This window comes from Methylobacterium sp. AMS5 (assembly GCF_001542815.1).
In the GTDB taxonomy this organism is placed as follows: Bacteria; Pseudomonadota; Alphaproteobacteria; order Rhizobiales; family Beijerinckiaceae; genus Methylobacterium.
On sequence record NZ_CP006992.1, the window covers coordinates 47,778 to 66,379 of the forward strand.

At 64.8% G+C, this 18,602-nt stretch carries 18 protein-coding genes, 1 tRNA gene and 2 pseudogenes; 10 read left to right on the top strand and 11 right to left on the bottom strand.

Annotated elements, in window-relative coordinates; all coding sequences use genetic code 11:
- Positions 1-38: 38 nt before the first annotated feature.
- Positions 39-1,751 (bottom strand): 30S ribosomal protein S1, encoded by a 1,713-nt coding sequence (gene rpsA, locus Y590_RS00235; protein WP_060768134.1) that lies wholly within the window; start codon positions 1,749-1,751, stop codon positions 39-41.
- A 414-nt stretch (positions 1,752-2,165) separates the two neighbouring features.
- Entirely contained in the window at positions 2,166-2,972 is an 807-nt protein-coding gene (rlmB, locus tag Y590_RS00240) for a 23S rRNA (guanosine(2251)-2'-O)-methyltransferase RlmB (protein ID WP_060768135.1), read from the bottom strand.
- 147 nt (positions 2,973-3,119) lie between these two features.
- Here rlmB and Y590_RS00245 point away from each other — a divergent pair.
- Positions 3,120-3,194: transfer RNA gene (locus Y590_RS00245), tRNA-Glu, on the top strand.
- A 158-nt stretch (positions 3,195-3,352) separates the two neighbouring features.
- On the opposite strand, the gene Y590_RS00250 is transcribed toward Y590_RS00245, so the two are convergent.
- Positions 3,353-4,012, bottom strand: coding sequence for an SOS response-associated peptidase (locus tag Y590_RS00250; protein ID WP_060768136.1), 660 nt, complete (start codon positions 4,010-4,012; stop codon positions 3,353-3,355).
- A gap of 66 nt (positions 4,013-4,078) precedes the next feature.
- Between Y590_RS00250 and Y590_RS26140 the strand changes: the two genes are divergently transcribed.
- Positions 4,079-4,276 (top strand): hypothetical protein, encoded by a 198-nt coding sequence (locus tag Y590_RS26140; protein WP_144439889.1) that lies wholly within the window; start codon positions 4,079-4,081, stop codon positions 4,274-4,276.
- Between the two features lie 363 nt (positions 4,277-4,639).
- Here the strand turns inward: Y590_RS26140 and Y590_RS27635 are convergent, their stop codons facing one another.
- Complete coding sequence (locus Y590_RS27635; protein WP_060768138.1) at positions 4,640-4,873, bottom strand: hypothetical protein; 234 nt, start codon at positions 4,871-4,873, stop codon at positions 4,640-4,642.
- A 223-nt stretch (positions 4,874-5,096) separates the two neighbouring features.
- Between Y590_RS27635 and Y590_RS26145 the strand changes: the two genes are divergently transcribed.
- Entirely contained in the window at positions 5,097-6,101 is a 1,005-nt protein-coding gene (locus Y590_RS26145; protein WP_144439890.1) for a YaaC family protein, read from the top strand.
- A complete protein-coding gene (locus Y590_RS00265) occupies positions 6,091-6,900 on the top strand; it encodes an IS5 family transposase (protein WP_060772089.1) in 810 nt (269 codons plus the stop codon). The genes Y590_RS26145 and Y590_RS00265 overlap by 11 nt, the downstream gene beginning before the upstream one ends.
- A 239-nt stretch (positions 6,901-7,139) precedes the next feature.
- Here Y590_RS00265 and Y590_RS00270 read toward each other — a convergent pair whose 3' ends face one another.
- From Y590_RS00270 to Y590_RS26765, 6 genes are all read right to left on the bottom strand, one after another.
- Positions 7,140-7,523, bottom strand: a complete 384-nt coding sequence (locus Y590_RS00270) for an RNase H family protein (RefSeq protein ID WP_060768139.1) — start codon at positions 7,521-7,523, stop codon at positions 7,140-7,142.
- A 111-nt stretch (positions 7,524-7,634) separates the two neighbouring features.
- The gene (locus Y590_RS00275) at positions 7,635-8,183 is read right to left on the bottom strand and encodes a hypothetical protein (protein ID WP_060768140.1); all 549 of its coding nucleotides are present in this window, start codon (positions 8,181-8,183) and stop codon (positions 7,635-7,637) included.
- 108 nt (positions 8,184-8,291) lie between these two features.
- The gene (locus Y590_RS00280) at positions 8,292-8,564 is read right to left on the bottom strand and encodes a hypothetical protein (RefSeq protein ID WP_060768141.1); all 273 of its coding nucleotides are present in this window, start codon (positions 8,562-8,564) and stop codon (positions 8,292-8,294) included.
- An 87-nt stretch (positions 8,565-8,651) separates the two neighbouring features.
- Positions 8,652-9,887 carry an MFS transporter gene (locus Y590_RS00285; protein ID WP_083530709.1) on the bottom strand — a complete coding sequence of 412 codons (1,236 nt, stop codon included), beginning with the start codon at positions 9,885-9,887 and terminating at the stop codon, positions 8,652-8,654.
- Positions 9,888-10,078: 191 nt separating this feature from the next.
- Entirely contained in the window at positions 10,079-10,606 is a 528-nt protein-coding gene (locus Y590_RS00290; protein WP_060768142.1) for a VOC family protein, read from the bottom strand.
- Between the two features lie 4 nt (positions 10,607-10,610).
- Positions 10,611-11,270, bottom strand: a complete 660-nt coding sequence (locus Y590_RS26765) for a GlcG/HbpS family heme-binding protein (RefSeq protein WP_083530954.1) — start codon at positions 11,268-11,270, stop codon at positions 10,611-10,613.
- Here Y590_RS26765 and Y590_RS00300 point away from each other — a divergent pair.
- The 4 genes from Y590_RS00300 (at position 11,251) to Y590_RS00315 (ending at position 15,800) form a co-directional block, all read left to right on the top strand.
- The gene (locus Y590_RS00300) at positions 11,251-12,180 is read left to right on the top strand and encodes a LysR family transcriptional regulator (protein ID WP_060768144.1); all 930 of its coding nucleotides are present in this window, start codon (positions 11,251-11,253) and stop codon (positions 12,178-12,180) included. The two genes, Y590_RS26765 and Y590_RS00300, sit on opposite strands and share 20 nt — an antisense overlap.
- A gap of 166 nt (positions 12,181-12,346) precedes the next feature.
- Entirely contained in the window at positions 12,347-13,084 is a 738-nt protein-coding gene (locus Y590_RS00305; protein ID WP_060768145.1) for a putative quinol monooxygenase, read from the top strand.
- A 143-nt stretch (positions 13,085-13,227) separates the two neighbouring features.
- Complete coding sequence (locus Y590_RS00310; RefSeq protein ID WP_060768146.1) at positions 13,228-14,631, top strand: amidohydrolase family protein; 1,404 nt, start codon at positions 13,228-13,230, stop codon at positions 14,629-14,631.
- 77 nt (positions 14,632-14,708) lie between these two features.
- The gene (locus Y590_RS00315) at positions 14,709-15,800 is read left to right on the top strand and encodes an IS630-like element ISMex18 family transposase (protein ID WP_060772091.1); all 1,092 of its coding nucleotides are present in this window, start codon (positions 14,709-14,711) and stop codon (positions 15,798-15,800) included.
- Between the two features lie 115 nt (positions 15,801-15,915).
- On the opposite strand, the gene Y590_RS26150 is transcribed toward Y590_RS00315, so the two are convergent.
- Positions 15,916-16,455, bottom strand: coding sequence for a hypothetical protein (locus Y590_RS26150; RefSeq protein ID WP_144439893.1), 540 nt, complete (start codon positions 16,453-16,455; stop codon positions 15,916-15,918).
- A gap of 95 nt (positions 16,456-16,550) precedes the next feature.
- On the opposite strand from Y590_RS26150, the pseudogene Y590_RS25245 reads away from it, so the two are divergent.
- Positions 16,551-17,092 (top strand): annotated as a pseudogene (locus tag Y590_RS25245) (IS66 family transposase zinc-finger binding domain-containing protein); the annotation flags it as partial.
- Between the two features lie 111 nt (positions 17,093-17,203).
- Positions 17,204-18,594: pseudogene (locus Y590_RS25250) on the top strand (transposase).
- Positions 18,595-18,602 lie beyond the last annotated feature (8 nt).

Consider the following 18,602-nt stretch of genomic DNA (forward strand, 5'->3'; position numbering starts at 1 on the left):
AGAGCCGGCCCCGAGGCATCATCGGAAGGCGGCGAGGCTTACTCCTCGTCGCCACCCTTCTTCTTGTTGAAGGCGGCACCCAGGATGTCGCCGAGCGAAGCGCCCGAATCGGCCGAGCCGAACTGGGCCATCGCCTCCTTCTCCTCGGCGACCTCCAGAGCCTTGATCGAGACCTGCACGCGGCGGGCCTTGCGATCGAACTGGATGACGCGAGCGTCGAACTTCTCGCCGGCGGCGAAACGCTCGGGACGCTGGTCGCCACGGTCACGGGCGAGTTCGGCGCGGCGAATGAAGGTCTGCATGTCGGTGTCGACGAGCTTCACCTCCAGGCCGGAATCCTTCACCTCGACGACCTCGCAGGTGACGATCTGGCCCTTCTTGACGTCGCCGGCTTCGGCGAAGGGATCGCCGCCGAGCTGCTTCACGCCGAGCGAGATGCGCTCCTTCTCGACATCGACGTCGAGAACCTGGGCGCGCACCATGTCGCCCTTCTTGAACTCTTCGATGACCTGCTCGCCGGGACGGTTCCAGTCGAGATCCGACAGGTGGACCATGCCGTCGACATCGCCTTCGAGGCCGATGAACAGGCCGAACTCGGTCTTGTTCTTGACCTCGCCCTCGACCTCGGAACCGACCGGGTGCTTCTCGGCGAAGGCATCCCACGGGTTCTGCAGGGTCTGCTTGAGGCCGAGCGAGATACGACGCTTGACCGAATCGACCTCCAGGATCTGCACCTCGACCTCCTGAGAGGTGGAGACGATCTTGCCCGGATGGACGTTCTTCTTGGTCCAGCTCATCTCGGAGACGTGGATCAAGCCCTCGATCCCCGGCTCCAGCTCCACGAAGGCGCCGTAATCGGTGATGTTGGTCACGCGGCCCTTGAGCTTGGCTTCCTCGGGATAGCGGGCGGCGATGCCCTCCCACGGATCGGCCAGGAGCTGCTTGATGCCGAGCGAGATGCGGTGCGTCTCGTGGTTGATCTTGATGATCTTGACCTTGACCGTCTGGCCGATGGTCACGACCTCGGACGGGTGGTTCACGCGGCGCCACGCCATGTCGGTGACGTGCAGCAGGCCGTCGATCCCGCCGAGATCGACGAAGGCGCCGTACTCGGTGATGTTCTTGACGACGCCGTCGATGACCTGACCTTCCTCAAGGTTGGCCACCAGCTCCGAGCGCTGCTCGGCGCGGCTCTCTTCGAGCACGGTGCGGCGCGACACGACGATGTTGCCGCGGCGGCGATCCATCTTGAGGATCTGGAACGGCTGCGGCGTGCCGAGCAGCGGGGTCACGTCGCGGACCGGGCGGATATCGACCTGGGAGCGCGGCAGGAACGCCACGGCGCCGTCGAGATCGACGGTGTAGCCGCCCTTGACCTGGTTGAAGATCGTGCCGGTGACGCGCTCGTTGGCTTCAAAAGCCTTCTCGAGCTTGACCCACGACTCCTCGCGGCGCGCCTTGTCGCGCGAGATGACGGCCTCGCCCAGCGCGTTCTCGATGCGGTCGACGTAAACCTCGACCTCGTCGCCAACCTTGAGCTCGCCCTCGCGGCCCGGGCCGGTGAATTCCTTGAGGGGGACGCGCCCCTCGGTCTTGGCACCGATATCGATGACGGCGACATCTTTCTCGATGCCGACGACGGTGCCCTTGACGACCGAACCCTCGGTGATCTCATGCTGGAGGAAGGATTCCTCGAGCAGGGCCGCGAAATCCTCGCGGGCCGAAGAGCTTGCGTTCAGACCAGCTGACATTCTTTCTCCTGAATGGCCCCATTTCGGGAGGCCTGCGTCGGCGGCTCGTGTTGCAAAGGACCCCCGTCACCGCCGCCCGCCGGATGGACGATCCGGTCGGGCTCGCCTCCTCTCGGAGGGCCGACGCATGCTGAAAGCGATGGTCGAGGGCTCGATCCCCCCGGCGATGCGTCCGCCGGGCGAGAAAGCCCGGATCCTGACGGTATCGATGAGGAAATCGGGGCGAGCGATACCGGATCCGCGTGCGCGACGCAACGTCTTGCAACGACTTGGAATGCCGGACTCCCGGACGCGAACGCCGCCGCGAGAGCTGAGTTCGAGCGGATACGATTCGTCCGGGATCTTGTCGCGATGAGACCGGAGCATATCGGTCTCTGGACCATGCCCGGCGCCATCCGGCGCCGGGATCAGGTTTTAGGCCGCCGTCCCGGCCGAACGCGTCAGTGCGTAGAGGGTGATCGCCGCGGCGTTCGAGACATTGAGGCTGCGGATAGCGCCGGTCGCGTCGATGCGCACCAGCAGGTCGCAGCATTCGGTGGTGCGCTGACGCAGGCCCTTGCCCTCGGCCCCCAGCACGAGCACCGCCGGTCGGCGCGGGCCGACCGCTTCGAGCGTCGTGCCGGCGTCGGAATCGAGGCCGATCCGGGTGAAACCGCGCTCGCCGAGCGTGATCAGTGCCTCGGCCAGATTGCGTACGATCACCAGCGGGACGTGCTCCAGGCCGCCGGAGGCCGATTTTGCCAGCACGCCCGTGGCATTCGGCGAGTGGCGCGCGGTGGTGACGATGGCGGTGACGCCGAACGCGGCCGCCGTTCGAACGATGGCGCCGACATTGTGCGGATCGGTGATCTGATCGAGCGCGAGCAGCAGCGCGTCGTCCGGCATCGCGTCGAGCGCGGGTGCGGCCAGCGGCTCGGCCTCCGCGTAGAGGCCCTGATGCACCGCGTCCGGACCGAGCAGTCGGTCGATCGCGCTCGGGCGAACCATCTCCGGCTCGATCGGCAGTTCGATACCGGCCTCTTTCAGGCGCGCCAGCGCGTTCTCGGTGGCGAGCAGCCGATGGAAGTGGCGGCCCGCATTGGCCAGAGCCTCCGAGACGGGGTGCCAGCCATAGAGCACGACATGGTCTCTCCCCCCACGCGCAGCCGGTCCCGGAGGCTGGGTTCGCGGGCGGGGCCGGAAGCCGTACGGCTTGGCCGGGCGGTCGCGCGGCGGGGTCATGGGCGGGTCTTTCTGGGCATGAAATGAATGCGGCGTATCGGATGTCCGAGAAGCCGATGGGATCGCTCCGCGTCAAGTCGCGGAATCATGCGGCAAAGCCGTTGCCGTCGGCGGCGAACCCGACTATAGACCGGTCGCCGTCGGACAGCGCCCTTCGTCTATCGGTTAGGACGTCAGCCTTTCACGCTGAAAAGGCGGGTTCGATTCCCGCAGGGCGCGCCATTCCCCTCTGGCACGAAAACTGCGTTCATTTGCAACGCATTAGAGCTCATGGTTTTTTGGCCGTGAACCCCAAAATTGCGCTGATATGAACCCCGGCTCGGAGCCGCCGGGCCAACAACTTTTTGTCTTCTCGCGTCACCGCGAAGCGCTACACGCATCTATGCGGCGTCCTCTCCATCGTGACGCTCGCCCCGCGCCACCTCCTTCATCATCCCATCAGGCAGCGGGCGTTGCAGCCTCAGCGCCTCTTCCGTGGGCGCATCAAGCCACGCCCCGCACTCCTCCTTCGTGGTGAGTAGGACGGGCATCGCCTTCGGATGCACGGGTCCGACCACGCCGTTGGACTCGGTCGTGAGGAAGGAGAAGAGCCGCTGCTCCTCCTCCAGCCTGTCGGGGTTCTCCTTCTTGGTTCCCCTTACCCCCTTCCATGGGCGCCAGATGCCAGCGAACGCGAACAGCGGCCGGTCATCATCCAGGGCGAACCAGACGGGGGTCTTCCGGGGCTTCGTGTCGGCGTACTCGCTGAACGATGAGACGGGCACGAGGCAGCGGAACTCAGGCTTGAGCCAGGGGCGCCAGTGCGGGCTCTTCACGTTGCGCACGTTGGTGACGGGATGCTCCCCGTAAGCCTTCGGCCCTGGGATGCCCCAACGCATCATCGTCAGCTCACGGCCCTCCTTCCCCGCCAGGACCACGGGAGCCATCTGGTCGGGAAAGATGCTGGGCATGGGAGGGAGGTTGCCGGCGCTGTCGTGGCTCACGTCGAACCACCGCCGGATTTCGTCCTGGGGGCGGTTCAGGCTGTAGAGGTTGCACATGAGGCCAGCCTGGCACCGAAGCGAACCGATCTCCGCAAAGCCCGTTGATCCCCCGGAGATCGCACCATGAAGAACCCCGCACTCAGACTATGGCTTTCGTCCGTCAACGGGGCGCTCGGATGGTGGAGCGGCCGTGCGGCCAACACGGTGCGTCGCCAGCAACGTGCGGCGCTCACGGAGATGTTGAAGCCCGCTACGGGCACCCTGGGCAAGCCGAAGCGGAGACGGCGGCGCAGGACGACGGCCAAGCGGAAGGCGTTCTGAGGGCGGCGGCATTTTCGGCACAGCTACGCCTTCCCTCCCTGGACCACTCGCAGCTTCATCAGCCCAGGCGGCATGTCCGGGGACTGAGGGCTGGCGGCTTCGAGGTCCGGGAAGTGGGCCTTGCACTTGGGAACGTACTGGCTCTTAGCCCTTGGGTGCCGCTCATCGAGCCACGGACAGTCAAAGGCAATGCGCCTGAGAACGTCCTCCAGCAAGGTCTCAGGGCCAAACCGTGCGGCCAACCTTGCGAGCCGGTAGCTCCCCGTGCGGTTCGGACAATGCGGGCACGCCACGCGCACGATGACGTAGGGATAGGCCGCGAGGCAGGGGACGTCAGGTCGGATGGGCGTGCGCATGACAGTGCTACCGAACAGCCTCGTGAAGGGCCGCCCGCACGTAGCCACGGGAAATGAGCCGGTCCTTGCGGTATGTGCGGCGTTCGGCTTCGCAGAGGTCGGCAAGGGCATCCGCGATGGCGGCGTGAAGAGCGGCCTCAGCGTCGCCTTGGGCGGTCACGAGGTAGGCCCGAGCGATGTCCTCAACAGGGCCACTACGAGGGGCAGGCAACGGCGCGTTCGGTGGAACGTCTTGGCGCATACCCTTCGAGTCTCCCGGCTAGAACGAATGGAGAACGCGTAGCAGCCGGGACGGTTCGGTCAAGACAGGTGGGTGCCGTCGATGTCATGCCGGGTGCACGAAAAAATAATGCTCCTCGGGGAGCCGAAGACGGCAGCCGGTTCATATCGGCAGATTGAGATTGTGCGCTATAAGCGGGGCTGATCGATCCGCTTGTCGAATTCGAAGCTACTGGATTAGCCTGATGATAATAGGGGAAGCCTCGCTTATACCACACACAGATGTTGAGCGGTTTTCATGGTCAAGTCTAAGGAGGTTCCACCACGTTCCATCTGTCATTGAAGCTTTGATTAAAAGACACTCGATCAGTAACGGGCACCGAAGCAACGCCGCTAAGCAAGCAGGTCAGATTAGGCATTGTTTGGTTCAGGCGCAGGAATACAGGGAAGCCTCTAAGGTCGTTTCATTGTCCACGAGACCTTTGCTGTTATATTATTCTTCAATGTCGCTGGCTCTTGCCCAGATACTCTACAAAGGCAGTGGAGCCGACAGTCTCGATGCCGCCCGTGGAGAGCACGCACATCACGGTCTCTTATTCAATGTAAGTTCTACGCCAAAAGGCCGATATTTACTGGGAGAAACTGCATCATTGCTGAAAGCATCTCCAATGATTTACGACAACAAGAGGAGAGGGACATTCGAGTTATGGCATCGCACTGCACGAGAGGAGCCCATTGTAGGGAAGTTGACTAGAAATACGGAGGAAGGAAGCTTTACGCATCTTGCAAGGGTGCTGCTTGGAGCCAATGATAAGCGGATGAACATGCTTCCAACAGACGGAATGACGCTTTACGACTGTTTTACGGGATGCCCAGGAATGTCATCTTGGCTATTAGGAATAGGAGAAAAGACAAAGATTGTAAGAGGGTGCGTGGAAGGTTCCATTGATGCCTTTGGAACACAATACACCGATATAATCATTCATCCACACCCCGATCCTTTGAGGTTGGCGGAACTGAAATCAGATTTCATTTTTAGCGCGGCTTCCCATGAGTGCATCGAGGCGCACGAGTTTACTAACGGCCTGACGCTACGAATTAAGTTCTCGAAAGATAGTCATTATTTCGCGCATATTCCTCCGGCAATTTCATGGAACATCTCAGAAGTTAGATTTCTTCCCAGCAAGCCCGCTCTAAGAGCGTGTTATGAACTGATAGGCAGGATTGGCGTTGTGGATCATGCCTTCTGATCGCCGCTCCTATCCGTCCGACGTGTCTGATGAAGAATGGGCACTGGTAGCGCCCTACCTCGCGCTGCTGCGGGAGGACTCGGCTCAGCGCGACCACGAGTTGCGCGAGGTGTTTAACGGGCTGCGCTACATCGTGAAGACGGGGGCGCCCTGGCGGTTCATGCCGCACGATCTGCCGCCTTGGGCGGCCGTGTATCAGCAGACGCAGCGTTGGCTGTCGGCCGACAGTTTCGCGGACGTGGCCGGCGACCTGCGGGCGGTGCTGCGGATGGCGGCGGAGCGGGAGCCGGAGCCCTCGGCGGTGATCCTCGATAGCCGGACGCTGCGCTCCTCGCCCGAGAGCGGCGAGCGGGCCGGCTATGACGGGGCCAAGCGCAAGCGGGGTGCGAAGCTGCATCTGGCCGTTGACACGCCGGGCCATGTCGTGGCGCTGCACGTGACGCCCGCCGATGTCGACGACCGGGCCGAGGTCGGCCGGCTGGCCGCCGAGGTGCAGGCGGAGACGGGCGACAGCGTCGAGTTGGCCTTTGTCGACCAGGGCTATTCCGGGCCTAAGCCCGCCGCCGCCGCGAGCGCGCACGGCATCGACTTGGAAGTGGTGAAGGCGCCTGAGGCCAAGCGCGGCTTTGTCCTGCTGCCGCGCCGATGGGTGGTGGAGCGCTCGTTTGCCTGGGCCACCCGCTGTCGGCGGCTGGTCAAAGATTACGAGCGCTACGCCAGCACGTTGGCTGGCCTGCACATGGTCGCCTTCGTCTGCCTCATGCTCCGACAAGCTGAAAAGCTTATGACAAGTGCATAACAGGCTCTAAACGAGTTTGGTTATATATACCTTGGTCTATTCATCCTTGGAAACTACACCCGCTACCATCCCGACAAGTGGATGCTTGATGTAGAAACCGGCTCTCCTCTTGCCATGGCGGCGGAAGAATTTTTGACGATGGCAGAATGGCGTATGTCTTTATGCACGTTATCTGAATTGAGTGAACAATATCACGTGACCATGTCTTAGGATGCGGCTTCACGCATGGGAGTGCTACATTATATTTTCCTCCACGTCACACTCCGGTGCTTTTTCACGGCCTCAACAAGCGCCTCCCAAAGCTCGCGGTGCTCGACGCGTCCACCACCGCCTTTTCGCCAACCGTTCGCCTGCCACTTGGCGATCCAATCGTTCATGCCCTGGACCACGTAGCTGCTGCCGATCATGGTGAGGCTAGCGCCGGCCCTCATGCGCAGGATGCCTTCCAGGGCCGCCGTCAGCTCCATGCGGATGTTCGTGGTGTTCGGGACGTCGCCTGTCGCGGTGTCCTGCTTGCGGGTCGCGGGCTCCCATAGGCGAGCCTCCCAGCTCCCCGGTCCGGGGTCGCCCTTGCAGCTTCCTGTGAACGTCACAGTCACTTCTCGTGGGGTCTCCTCGGTCATCGGTTCATTCCATGCGTAAGGGATGGACGGAGCCCCCGCGAAGGGGCCCCGTCCAGGTGATTGAGAGGGTCGTAATCGTGGTGATGGGCGGACGGGCTGCGCGCGGGCCCCCTAGCGGGACCGCGGCGTTTGCTCGGGAAGCCCGCTAATCATCACGTTGAGGAGCGGCACCATGCCGATGGCGTTCGAGAACGGCAGGATGCGCGCCGCGCTACGGGCTTCCGGTTGGCTATAGCCGCCCTGCCGAACGGCTCGGGTGACGCCGCGGGAAGCCTTGTAGGCCGTGACACCAAGGTCAAGGGTGGGGTTTCCGAAGAAGGAAGAAGGCGTCCCCGAAGAGCGGGTGTCGAAGAGGTGCTGGAACCCTGCTGCCCCTAACCCGGTGTCGATGGGCATGGGCAGGATCGAGGCCCAAGAGCCCCGCTGAACGGCCGCCGCGGCGAGCGCCTTGGGGCTCAACCGCTTCTCCCGCTCCTCCCGAACGTCACTCCTCCCGGCCGTGTTAAGGTACGTCTGCGCGGCATAGACCATCGCGCCCGCGGCGGACGTCATGGTCCACGTCGCGAACGTCGAGAAGTCCCGGTGGTGGAGCCCTCGGAGGAACTGAGCGGTGTATGCCCCCATCATGAAGGACCGGAACTGGAAGATGGTCCGGGCCATGGGTGAGCTGAGCCACACGCTCGTTTGCCCGAGGTGGTTCTCCTGGATGGCCAGCCGAGACCAACGCCACACGGCACCCCGGAAGGCCGCGAACGCCTCTTGGTCATCTCACTCCCGGAATCCGCCCTGTACGAGCTGGCGCTTCGATCCCGGAGCGGGCTCCTTGTAGGAGTGCTTGCGGATTTGCCCGAAGACCCGCTGGGTCATCTCATCGTCCAGCCCGAGGGCCCGCATCCGGTCCATGTTCAGGCCCAGCACCTTGGCTGAGCCCTCCGACTTCACGGCGGCGTTCATGATCTTCTGGACCGCGGCGGCGGACGCCCAGCGGCGCGAGGCGGTGTCCACCACGCTCATCCCGGAGATGATCTTCGTCGTCGTCAATGACCCCTTCGATCGGTTCCGATTGAACCGTCAGGCATATGAGATGCCGTTCGGTGGGGGCATCCACCGCATCAGTCCCAGCTGCCATCACCTTCGGGCCGATGATGGCGTCCGCGTTCGATGGCTCTCGGCACAAGCCAGCAGCCAGATGGCGAGACCGCCAAGAGACAGCGCCGCACCGACGAAGCCTACCGAGGAAAAGCCGTAGCCCAATGCGATGGGGATGCCGCCAAGCCATGGGCCGATCGCATTCGCCACGTTGAAGGCGCTGTGGTTGAAGACCGCCGCCGCTGTCTGGGCGTTTCCAGCCACATCCATCAGCCGTGTCTGAAGCACACCGCTCGTGGCGCTGAAGAAGCTGACGGCCAGCATGGCAAGCCCGACGGTCCACGCGTTCTCGGCCGCGAGCGCGAACCCGACGAGGGCCAGTGCACCGGCGGACAGGAAGATCACCGGCGTTCTCAACAGAGCTCGGTCGGCGAGCCGTCCGGCAACGAAGGTTCCACCGGTCATGCCAAACCCATAGAGCGCGATCATGATCGGAACCCACCGCTTCTCCAGCCCCGTGACGGCAACGAGGATGGACGCCGTGTAGGCATAGACGGCGAAGAAGCCTGCGAAGCCGATGGCGCCGGTCAGAAGCACGAGCCAGATCTGTCGGTTCCAGAGCCCCTTGAGTTCAGTCAAGGCACCCGCTCGGCGATCCGGCATGTCCTGCGGAAGCTGCCATATGCAGAGCCCGGTCACCACAAACGCGAGAAGACCCGGCGAGGCAAAGGCCCAGCGCCATCCATAGGCCTGGCCGAGCGCCGTCACGGCGAAGACGCCGACGATCATGGCGAGGGTCAGGCCGAGGATGACCGTCGCCACGGCACTGGCACGTTTGTCACACTCGACGAGGGAGGCGGCCATGAGAGCGGCAATGCCGAGATAGGCACCGTGCGGGATGCCGCTCGCAAAACGGAAAACCAGTAGCGTCGAAAAGGACGGCGCCATCATGCTCAAGCCGTTGCCGAATGCGAACAACGCCATGCAGCCGATCAACAGGCGTCGCCGCGATACGCGCGCCAGCGGAAACGCGATGAGGGGCGCGCCGACGACCACACCGATGGCGTATGCGCTGACGACGCGTGCCGCGGCAGGCTCGCCGAGGCTGAAATCCGCGGCGATCTCCGGAAGGAGGCTCATGGCGGCGAACTCGGCGGTTCCGAAAGCGAAGGCACCCAGTGCGAGCGTCAGGAGGATGAGTGAAACGTTGACGCGCGTTCGCTCGGCCTTTGGGATGAACGCTCTTGCGGCGGTCGGCAGGTGGGCATGGGACATCTTGTGCCTGCGGTTCTGGCGCCGCCTCGAGGCAGCGGCCTCCTTGGGGAGGCGTTTGCGTCCTCGGTTTGCCCGTCGATGGGGCGAGCGAGGTGGCCGCGGCGTGTCGGCGCCGAAGGTCGCGACGGGGGCGTCGTCGAGCGCTCGGCCGAATGGGATCGAGGAGCCGGCAGCTCTCGACGCACGCAATCCTATGAGCTGGGGAGCCAGCGGCGTGCGATCTCCCGGCCCGGAGAGGGGATCTGGATCAGTTCGATGAGCATCCCCCAGGGCGTGCGGATGAACCGGATCGCGTTGCCGTCTCCGGCCTCGTAGGAGCTCAACGGCGAGGGACCCTCGAGAAGCTGCGCCCCACAGTCCCGCGCCTTGGCCGCGATCGCCGCCACGTCGTCGCAGTAGATCGAGAAATGGTGGAGGCCGATGTCGTTGATGCCGGTCGGCGTTGGGCGATGCACCTCGCTCATCTCAAAGAGTTCGAGGTTGGGCCCGTTGTGCAGGCGCAGCATGCGCAGGTCGCGGATCACGCTGGTGGGCGAGATCCCGTTCACCGCGCTGACCTCGGGCCCGCCGATCGGCGCGGCCTCCTTCCTGGTCAGGGCGTAGAGTTCCTCGGCCCCGAAGACATCGCGAAGGAAGCGGACCGCCGCCTCCATATCCGGGACGGTCAGTCCGACATGCTCGATGCCGCGCGGCTGGGGCGTTCGGGTGTCCTGCGTCATGGCTTCAGCTCCAACTTGCGAAGGTCTTGGCCGCGAACTCGGCCAGGGACTGTTCGCTCTCTTCGGTGTCGCCGCTGACGGAGACGGCACCGACGAACGCGTCGGCATGCGTCAGCGGTACGGCCCCGCCGAGCGGGATCAGGCCAGGCAGATCGCCGAGCCAAGGCTTGTCTCGCGCCAGCTTGCCGAACGCCTGGAGCGGCGCCCGGAAACCGGCACATGATCGCGCCTTGCCGATCGCGGCATCGACGCTGCCGTGGAAGGCACCGTCCATCCGGTTGAACGCGACCAGATGGCCGCCGCAATCGACGACGGCGACGCTGACGGCGCAGTTCCGCTCGCGCGCCGCATCCACCGTCGAGGCCAGGATGCGGTTGGCCGTCTCGCGATCGACGGATCGCTGCGTGTTGAAAGTGCTGGTTTCGGCCATGGTGCGCCCTGCCTGTCGTTTGGAAGCGGCACGCGGCGAGGGACGAGACGGTATCGATCGCTGCATGTCGGGAGAACCGCCTCCGCCGCGCCGTCGTTGCAGGCCGTCTTCGCAATGCACAATCCTCGAAACGGGAAGAATTGACGGTTTCGGGTCGGGGCCGATAGCTCCGGCGTCACCCCCGATCTCGGGTCGTGCCGATTCGGAGCTTTCCGTGGTCAAGCTGAACAACATCCAGAACCTTCGGGTCTTCGACGCCGTGGCACGCGTCGGCAGCCTGACCCGCGCGGCCCGCGAGCTGGGCGTCTCCCTCACGCTGGTCTCGAAAAGACTGAAGGAACTGGAGGCGGAACTCGGTTTGCGGCTGGTGCAGCGCTCGACCCGCAAACTCGCGCTGACCGAAGAAGGGCATGTCTTCCTCGATCGCTGCCGCGACGTGCTGGATGCCGTCGCTGCGGCCGAGGACGTGCGTCTGCGGCAGACCGAAAGCGGCATCATCCGCCTGTCCGCCGGCGTGGCCTTCGCCCATCGCCAGATCGCCCCGCGTCTTCCCCTCTTCCTCGACCGCCACCCGGACGTGACGGTCCAGCTGATGGCGAGCAACGAGATGGACGACCTGATCCAGCATCGCCTCGACTTCGCCGTCCGCCAGCTCGACCTCACCGACAGCGCGCTGGTGATGCGGCGGCTGGCCCCCGATGCGCGGATCCTGTGCGCCTCGCCGGGCTATCTCGCCCGGCATGGCGTCCCCGGCCATCCGCAGGACTTGCAAGATCATCGCTGCCTGACGATCGGCCTGCCGCCGCCGCGGCGATGGCCGATGTGGCGCGGTGAGGAGGCCGTCGAGATCGACTTCCCCAGCACCGTGACCGGAACGAGCGGCGAGATCGCCCATGCCGTCGCGCTGGCCGATGGCGGCATCACGCTGAAGTCCGTCTGGGACCTCATCCCCGACCTCCGCAGCGGGCGCCTGGTGCGGATTCTGCCGGAATGGTGGGGCAGCCGGGAGCGCTGGCTTCACCTGGTCTATCCCGCACGCCGCCACCAGCCCCGACGCGTGCGCGCCTTAATGGACTTCCTTCAGCTGGAACTGGCGCAGGTCGTGGAAGAGAATGCCGATCTCGGGCTGTTCGAGAACTCGTGAGCGTCGCGCCTTGCCGGTGTAAGGCCGAAGCAACGTGCAGACTTTCCGTTTTCGCAACAATCCCTTGCTGCGACTGCCAGGAACGATGCCCGGCTCGCCCGCTTGAATGCCCTGTCACCGCCCTCGATCCGACGAGGCCGGACAAGAACACGGAGGATGACGCGACATGACGAAGACGCTCGACGCAGCCATCCGGAGCGCGGCCCTGGCGGGGACTGCCGCCCTCCTTCTCGCAGCGTCGCCGGGCGGGGCGGCGTCCGCCAAGGACGCTGCGCCGACGCCGATCGAGTTCTATGCCTCGATCTCCGTCAAACCGGAGGCGATGGACGGGTTCCTGGCGGTGATGCGCGCGAACGCGCGCGCCTCGCGCGCGGAGGCCGGCAACGTCTCCTTCGACGCCTACCGCCGCGCGGACTGTGGCAACGAGCTGCTCCTGATGGAGCGCTGGGCCGACGAGGCCGCGGTCGAGGCACATGGCCAGACGCCGCACCTTCAGGCCGTCGTCGACCGCGTCGAAAGCGACCTGAACGGCGCGCCGCAGGAGCTGCATCTGGTGCGCCTCTCGCCGATGGCGCCGGAAAAGCCGATCACGGACCCGGCCGCCACGCGCAACGTCGCCGTCACCCTCCACGTCAAGCCGGAGAAGCGCGAAGCCTTCCAGCAGGCTCTTCTGGACGTGGTCGAGCCGTCGCGCGCCGCGCCGGGCAACTTCGCCTTCGACGTCTACTGCCACGAGGACGACGAAGGCACCTTCTTCATCATGGAGCGTTGGACTAACGCGGCGGCGCACGAGGCGCATCTCGCGCAGCCCTACAACGAGCCGCTCAACGCGATCTGGGCGGAATCCCTTGCCCGACCGCTCGGCGAAGATCGGCGCCTTCTCTTGGACGCCGCACCGAGCTGAGCCGTCGCGCCCGCGCGCGACCGCCGAACGATCGCCCCGCGGCACTGCCCCTTGCCGGACATGGACGCTTGGTGCCGGAGCGCCGCCGTCCCCGGCGGCGCCCGCACCCTTTCCAGATCCCGCCACCAATCCGGAGCCCCCGCATGACCGCCCGCCGCCGCGACGTTCTCCTGTCCGCAGGCGCCTTCCTGGCCGCCGCCACGCTTCCCAGCCGTGCCGGCTCCGCCCAGGCGACCGGCGCGGCGGGCGGGCCGCCCGAGGTCGTCCTCTCCGGCGGCTTCGTCGTCAGCATGGATCCGTCGGTCGGCGATCTCGAACGGGGCGACGTGCACGTGCGCGACGGCGCGATCGTGAGGGTCGCCGCCGCGATCGCGGCGCCGGGGGTCGCGCGCCGCGACATGAGCGGCTGCGTCGTCATGCCGGGCTTCGTCGACACCCACTGGCACATGTGGAACTCGCTGGCGCGCGGCCTGCCGCAGAGCCGGCTCGGCCCCTTCGGCAAGACCATGGCCCCGCTCGCCCGCGCCTGGACGCCGGAGGCGAGCGCCCTCGGCGTGCGCCTCGCCGCGGCGGAAGCGATCCACGCCGGCATCACCACCGTCCACAACTGGGCGCACAACGTGAAAGGGCCGGACTTCGCCGAAGCCGAGCGCGAGGCGCTCGCCGCTTCCGGCCTGCGCGGACGCTTCGCCTACGGCTATCCGCAGGCGCTCGGCGAAGACGCGGCGATGGACCTTTCGGACCTGGAGCGCATGCGCGATCGGCACTTCGCCCGCGAGAGCGCCGGCCTTCTCTCGCTCGGCATCTGCGCGCGCGGGCCGGACCGCTCGGCCGCGTCGGTCTGGCGCCGGGAATGGGAAGCGGCGCGCTCGCTCGGCCTGCCGATCACCGCCCATGTCGCCTCCGACCGGGCGGCGGCGGCCAGGGGCAACATCGTCGTCATGCACCGCGACGGGCTGCTCGGACCGGACGTCCAACTCGTCCACGCCACGCATGCCAGTCGGGACGACCTGCGCCTGGTCGCCGAAAGCGGCTCGCCGATCTCGATCAGCCCCTGGACGGAACTCGAGGTCGGCTACGGCCGGCCCGCCATCGCCGACATGGCCGATGCCGGCGTCGAGATGGGGCTCTCGGTCGACAACATGGTGCTGGCGGGGCACGCCGACATGTTCGGCGTCATGCGGATCACCGCCGACCTCGCGCGCGGCCTGCGCGAGGACCAGGGCGCGCTGACGGACCGGCGCGTTCTCGAATGGGCGACCATCGGCGGCGCGCGCGGCCTGGGGATCGCGCAGACCACGGGTTCGCTGACGCCCGGCAAGCGCGCCGACGTGATCGCGGTGCGCCGCGATGCGATCAACACCGCGCCTGCCGGTACGGTGGACTTCATGCTCACCCATGCGGCCCAGCCCGCCAATGTCGACTTCGTCATGGTGGACGGCGTGGTGCACAAGGAGAACGGCCGCCACACCCGCGTCGACGTGGAAGCCCTGCTCGCGCAGGCGCAGGAGAGCATCGCGCGCTTGCGGCAGAAGGCCGGCCTCTAGTGGTGTGAGTTGGAAGTTTCCTTGCGGTTTTGTCGCGCGAGCACCATGTGGCGGCCTTCTACGAGGAGGTCGCTACGATGGCCCGTGGTCCCAAGCCAGCGCACCTTGATCTGACCGGGGATGAGCGCACGCGGCTGCAAGGCCTGGTGCGCCGTCGCAATGTCGGCCAGGCTCTCGCCGAGCGTGCGCGCATCGTGCTGGCCTGCGCTGAGCCGGGTTCGACCAACAGCGGCATCGCTCGTGCGCTCGGCGTCAGCCGCATGAGCGTCACGACATGGCGCGCCCGTTTCCTGGCGCACCGCCTCGACGGTCTCGTCGACCTGCCCCGGTCCGGCGCTCCGCGCCAGGTCGCGGATACCGAGATCGAACAGATGATCACGCGCACCCTGGAGAGCCAGCCGGAGAACGCCACCCACTGGTCGACACGCGCCATGGCCCGGCGGGTCGGCATGAGCCAGACCATGGTCTCGCGGATCTGGCGTGCCTTCGGGCTGCAGCCGCACAAGATCGAGGCCTTCAAACTGTCGACCGACCCGGCTTTCGTCGACAAGGTCCGGGATGTCGTCGGCCTCTACATGGCCCCACCGCACCGCGCCGTGGTGCTGTGTGTCGATGAGAAGCCGCAGATCCAGGCGCTGACCGGCACCGCGCCGGTGATGCCGATGCGCCCCGGCCAGCCCGAGCGCCAGACCCACGACTACCGACGGGCTGGTACGACCGACCTGTTCGCGGCGCTCGACGTACAGGCCGGTCGCGTCATCGGCCCTTGCGCACGGCGTCATCGCTCCATCGAGTTCCGCGCCTTTCTCGATCAGGTCGAGGCCGATGTGCCGAAGGATCTCGATGTGCACCTGGTTCTCGACAACGCGGCCACACACAAGACCAAGCTCATCCACGACTGGCTGCTGAAGCGTCCGCGCTGGCACCTGCACTTCACGCCGACCTCGGCCTCTTGGCTCAACCTCGTCGAGGGCTGGTTCGCGCTGCTGACGCGGCGCCAGCTTCAACGCGGCGTGTTCGAGACCACGGGCGATCTTGAAGCCGCCATCCACGCCTACATCGACCAGACCAACGCCGAGCCGAAGCCGTTCGTCTGGACCAAGTCAGCCGACGCCATCCTCGCCAGCATCAAACGCTTCTGCCAACGAACTTCTAACTCAGACCACTAGATGGTTCAAGAAATTTTTTTTAAACATACACTATACATAATATATTTACTGTAAATTCTCACCCGCAAAATATATTATTAAATTTTAACTAATTATATTTTATTAAATTACCATTCTACAAGTGTTTTGCCTCTCTTTCATGTATAAATGTTGACAGCGAATTTGCGAGGGAGCGATGCCTTAAATTTTTTGAATTTGAATTTGCCACACTTATAAGCTTCTCCAAAAATTTCTTATCATGAGTTTCAATGTATATAGCAGCTGATTCCCAAATTCTGTAATAAGAATCTCGATTTTTGGCCAAATGCATCTTTGATTCTTCGAAGATATCTTTTTTAGATAACGCAATGCAAAGTCGAAGTCTTCCTTTTATTATCCAAGATTTGTTATTTTTTACTAAAAACAAAATCTCATCTGTAAATTCATCTATAGCGTCGAGTGTTATTATGCAGTCCAAAGCTTCTGCGACGATTACATCAAATTGATTCGCCAATCCGTATCTAATCAACCCTAAGTCCAGCTCTTCCATATTTGATATTTTTTCTTCGTATATTTCCCACTGCCTATGTAGTTCCTCGGCAAGCCTATCTGCATCGCTAAAATTCATATCATCATGACTGTCCATTTGAACCTCCATTTTTACAGAGAACTGCATGTCGAGTCTGATTGTGGGCGCATGCCACAATTATACAGCCACACATAAGAAATTCCCCCCCTGCGCGGGTCGGGTTTCGCTGATTCCCTCAATGGATGGGTCGCAGCGATCTTGAGCGATTGAGCCGCGAGGCACTGATCGCGCTGGTGCTGCGGCTGCAGCGTCCAGAGAAGACCTCGCGCACGTCCTCGAAGCCGCCAGCGACCGAGCGCAAGGAGCGGCGCGAGCAATCCAAGCCCGGCGGGGCCAAACCCGGGCACGAGGGCCCACGAGGACCATAGCCGGGTGATGAGCGACAATCCCGACGCGGTCGTCGAGCATCGGCCCGACCGCTGCGCGTGCTGCGGTGGCGCCCTACACGGCGATCTTTCCGCCGAATGCGTCAGCGTCTCCGAGCGGATCAAGTTGCCGGAGGTGGCGCCGGTCGTCACCCAGCATCGGCGACTCGTTGTGCAATGCCCGACCTGCGGGGCGCGGGTGGTCGCACCGGTGCCGGGGGCGGCGCGCGGCACGCCGTTCGGCCCGCGGCTGCATGCTGTGGCGACGTATCTCAAGACTTTCAAGGTGCTGTCCTACGAGCGGCTGCATGGCGGCCTTGTCGGACCTGTTCGGTCTCACCCTCAGCCAGGTTGGGCTGTGTTTAGGCGTGGAATAAGGGTTCTTCCGCACTTTTGGTGCTGAGCGGTAGTTTGGGCGTTGATTCGCATGGTGGCCCGAGGGCAGCGCGATGCCGATCTCGAACCCGTCGATGCCGTCGGTCCCGGACGGCCTGCACGTCGATGACCTGACGCTGGATGGAACGGGGCGCCTGATCACCGCCCGGACCACGGCGGCCCAGGCGTCCTGTCGGGTCTGCGGGCGTGCCTCAGTGTGGGTGCACGGCAGGTATTGGCGGACGTTCAAGGACCTGCCCTGGCAGGACCGGTCGGTGACGTGGCGGGTGCAGGTGCGCCGCTTCCGCTGCGGCTATTGCCCGGGGCGGATCTTTGCCGAACGCGTGCCGGGGGTGGGTGCGCGCAAGGCGCGCCGCAGCGACCGGTTGGCCGAGGCGCAGGCCGACATCGGCATGGTGCTGGGTGGTGAGGCCGGCGCGCGGTTGTCGCGGCGGCTGGCCGTGCCTGTCAGCGGCGACAACGTCCTGCGCCTGATCCGTCGTCGCGGGACTGGCTCACCGCCCATCCGAGCGTGACCGTCGTCAGCCGTGACCGTTCGGGACCCTACGCCGAGGCCGCGCGCACGGGGGCACCGACGGCGACGCAGGTCGCGGATCGCTGGCACCTGTTGGTCAATGCTTCGGAGGCGCTGCGCGGCATCGTCGAGCGGCACCAGTCCGAGATCCGGGACGTGGCGCATCGCCTCGTGCACGCCTCCTCCGATGGCCCCCATACGACGGAGAGCGCGCCAACATCGGAGGTGCATAACCAACGGCGGGACCGCTGCGAGACAGCCTTGCGCTTCCACGGCGAAGGAATGCCGACCAAAGAGATCGCCCGCCGTATCGGCGCATCCCGCAACACCGTGCGCCGCTGGGTTCGAGCCGGCCGGTTCAGGCCCTAACGCCGAGCCCCAGGTCCGAGCCGGCTCGACCGTCATCTCCCCTTCGTCGCGACATGTTGGCAGGAGGGCGAGCGCAGCGCGACCGTTCTTCATCGCGAACTGCGCGCCCAGGGCTTCACGGGCGGCTACGACATCGTCCGACGCTGGGCTGCGCGACAGCGATCAGGGGCGTCGGTCAGACCGGCGTCCGCTCGGATCCCCTCGACACGGCGCATCACCCGATGGCTGACCGGCGATCCGGCGACGCTGCTGCCGGAGGATCGCGCCTTCACCGACGCACTCTGCGTCGCTGCCCCGAAGCTCAGGCAAGCCGTCGAGAATGTGCGGGCCTTCGCCGATCTCCTGCGCAAAGGAGATCCGGCAGGACTGACGCCTTGGCTCGAGGCCGCAGGCAAGACCGATCTCGGCGGCTTCGTCACCGGGCGCCGGCAGGACGAGGCTGCCGTACGCGCGGCCATCGTCCAGCCTTGGAGCAACGGCTCCGTCGAGGGACAGGTCAATCCGCTCAAACGGATCAAGCGGAGCATGTACGGCCGCGCGAAGTTCGATCTTCTGCGCCAGCGTGTCCTCCATGCCGCCTGAAGTCGACC

Coding starts and splice junctions, on each gene's coding strand:
- Y590_RS00290 (WP_060768142.1), bottom strand. CDS start 10,606: ATGACGCAGGACACCCGAACGCCCCAGCCGCGCGGCATCGAGCATGTC.
- Y590_RS00250 (WP_060768136.1), bottom strand. CDS start 4,012: ATGTGCAACCTCTACAGCCTGAACCGCCCCCAGGACGAAATCCGGCGG.
- rlmB (WP_060768135.1), bottom strand. CDS start 2,972: ATGACCCCGCCGCGCGACCGCCCGGCCAAGCCGTACGGCTTCCGGCCC.
- Y590_RS26145 (WP_144439890.1), top strand. CDS start 5,097: ATGATAATAGGGGAAGCCTCGCTTATACCACACACAGATGTTGAGCGG.
- Y590_RS00310 (WP_060768146.1), top strand. CDS start 13,228: ATGACCGCCCGCCGCCGCGACGTTCTCCTGTCCGCAGGCGCCTTCCTG.
- Y590_RS00265 (WP_060772089.1), top strand. CDS start 6,091: ATGCCTTCTGATCGCCGCTCCTATCCGTCCGACGTGTCTGATGAAGAA.
- Y590_RS00315 (WP_060772091.1), top strand. CDS start 14,709: ATGGCCCGTGGTCCCAAGCCAGCGCACCTTGATCTGACCGGGGATGAG.
- Y590_RS26150 (WP_144439893.1), bottom strand. CDS start 16,455: ATGCAGTTCTCTGTAAAAATGGAGGTTCAAATGGACAGTCATGATGAT.
- rpsA (WP_060768134.1), bottom strand. CDS start 1,751: ATGTCAGCTGGTCTGAACGCAAGCTCTTCGGCCCGCGAGGATTTCGCG.
- Y590_RS26765 (WP_083530954.1), bottom strand. CDS start 11,270: ATGTTGTTCAGCTTGACCACGGAAAGCTCCGAATCGGCACGACCCGAG.
- Y590_RS00275 (WP_060768140.1), bottom strand. CDS start 8,183: ATGGCCCGGACCATCTTCCAGTTCCGGTCCTTCATGATGGGGGCATAC.
- Y590_RS27635 (WP_060768138.1), bottom strand. CDS start 4,873: ATGCGCCAAGACGTTCCACCGAACGCGCCGTTGCCTGCCCCTCGTAGT.
- Y590_RS00270 (WP_060768139.1), bottom strand. CDS start 7,523: ATGACCGAGGAGACCCCACGAGAAGTGACTGTGACGTTCACAGGAAGC.
- Y590_RS00285 (WP_083530709.1), bottom strand. CDS start 9,887: ATGTCCCATGCCCACCTGCCGACCGCCGCAAGAGCGTTCATCCCAAAG.
- Y590_RS26140 (WP_144439889.1), top strand. CDS start 4,079: ATGAAGAACCCCGCACTCAGACTATGGCTTTCGTCCGTCAACGGGGCG.
- Y590_RS00305 (WP_060768145.1), top strand. CDS start 12,347: ATGACGAAGACGCTCGACGCAGCCATCCGGAGCGCGGCCCTGGCGGGG.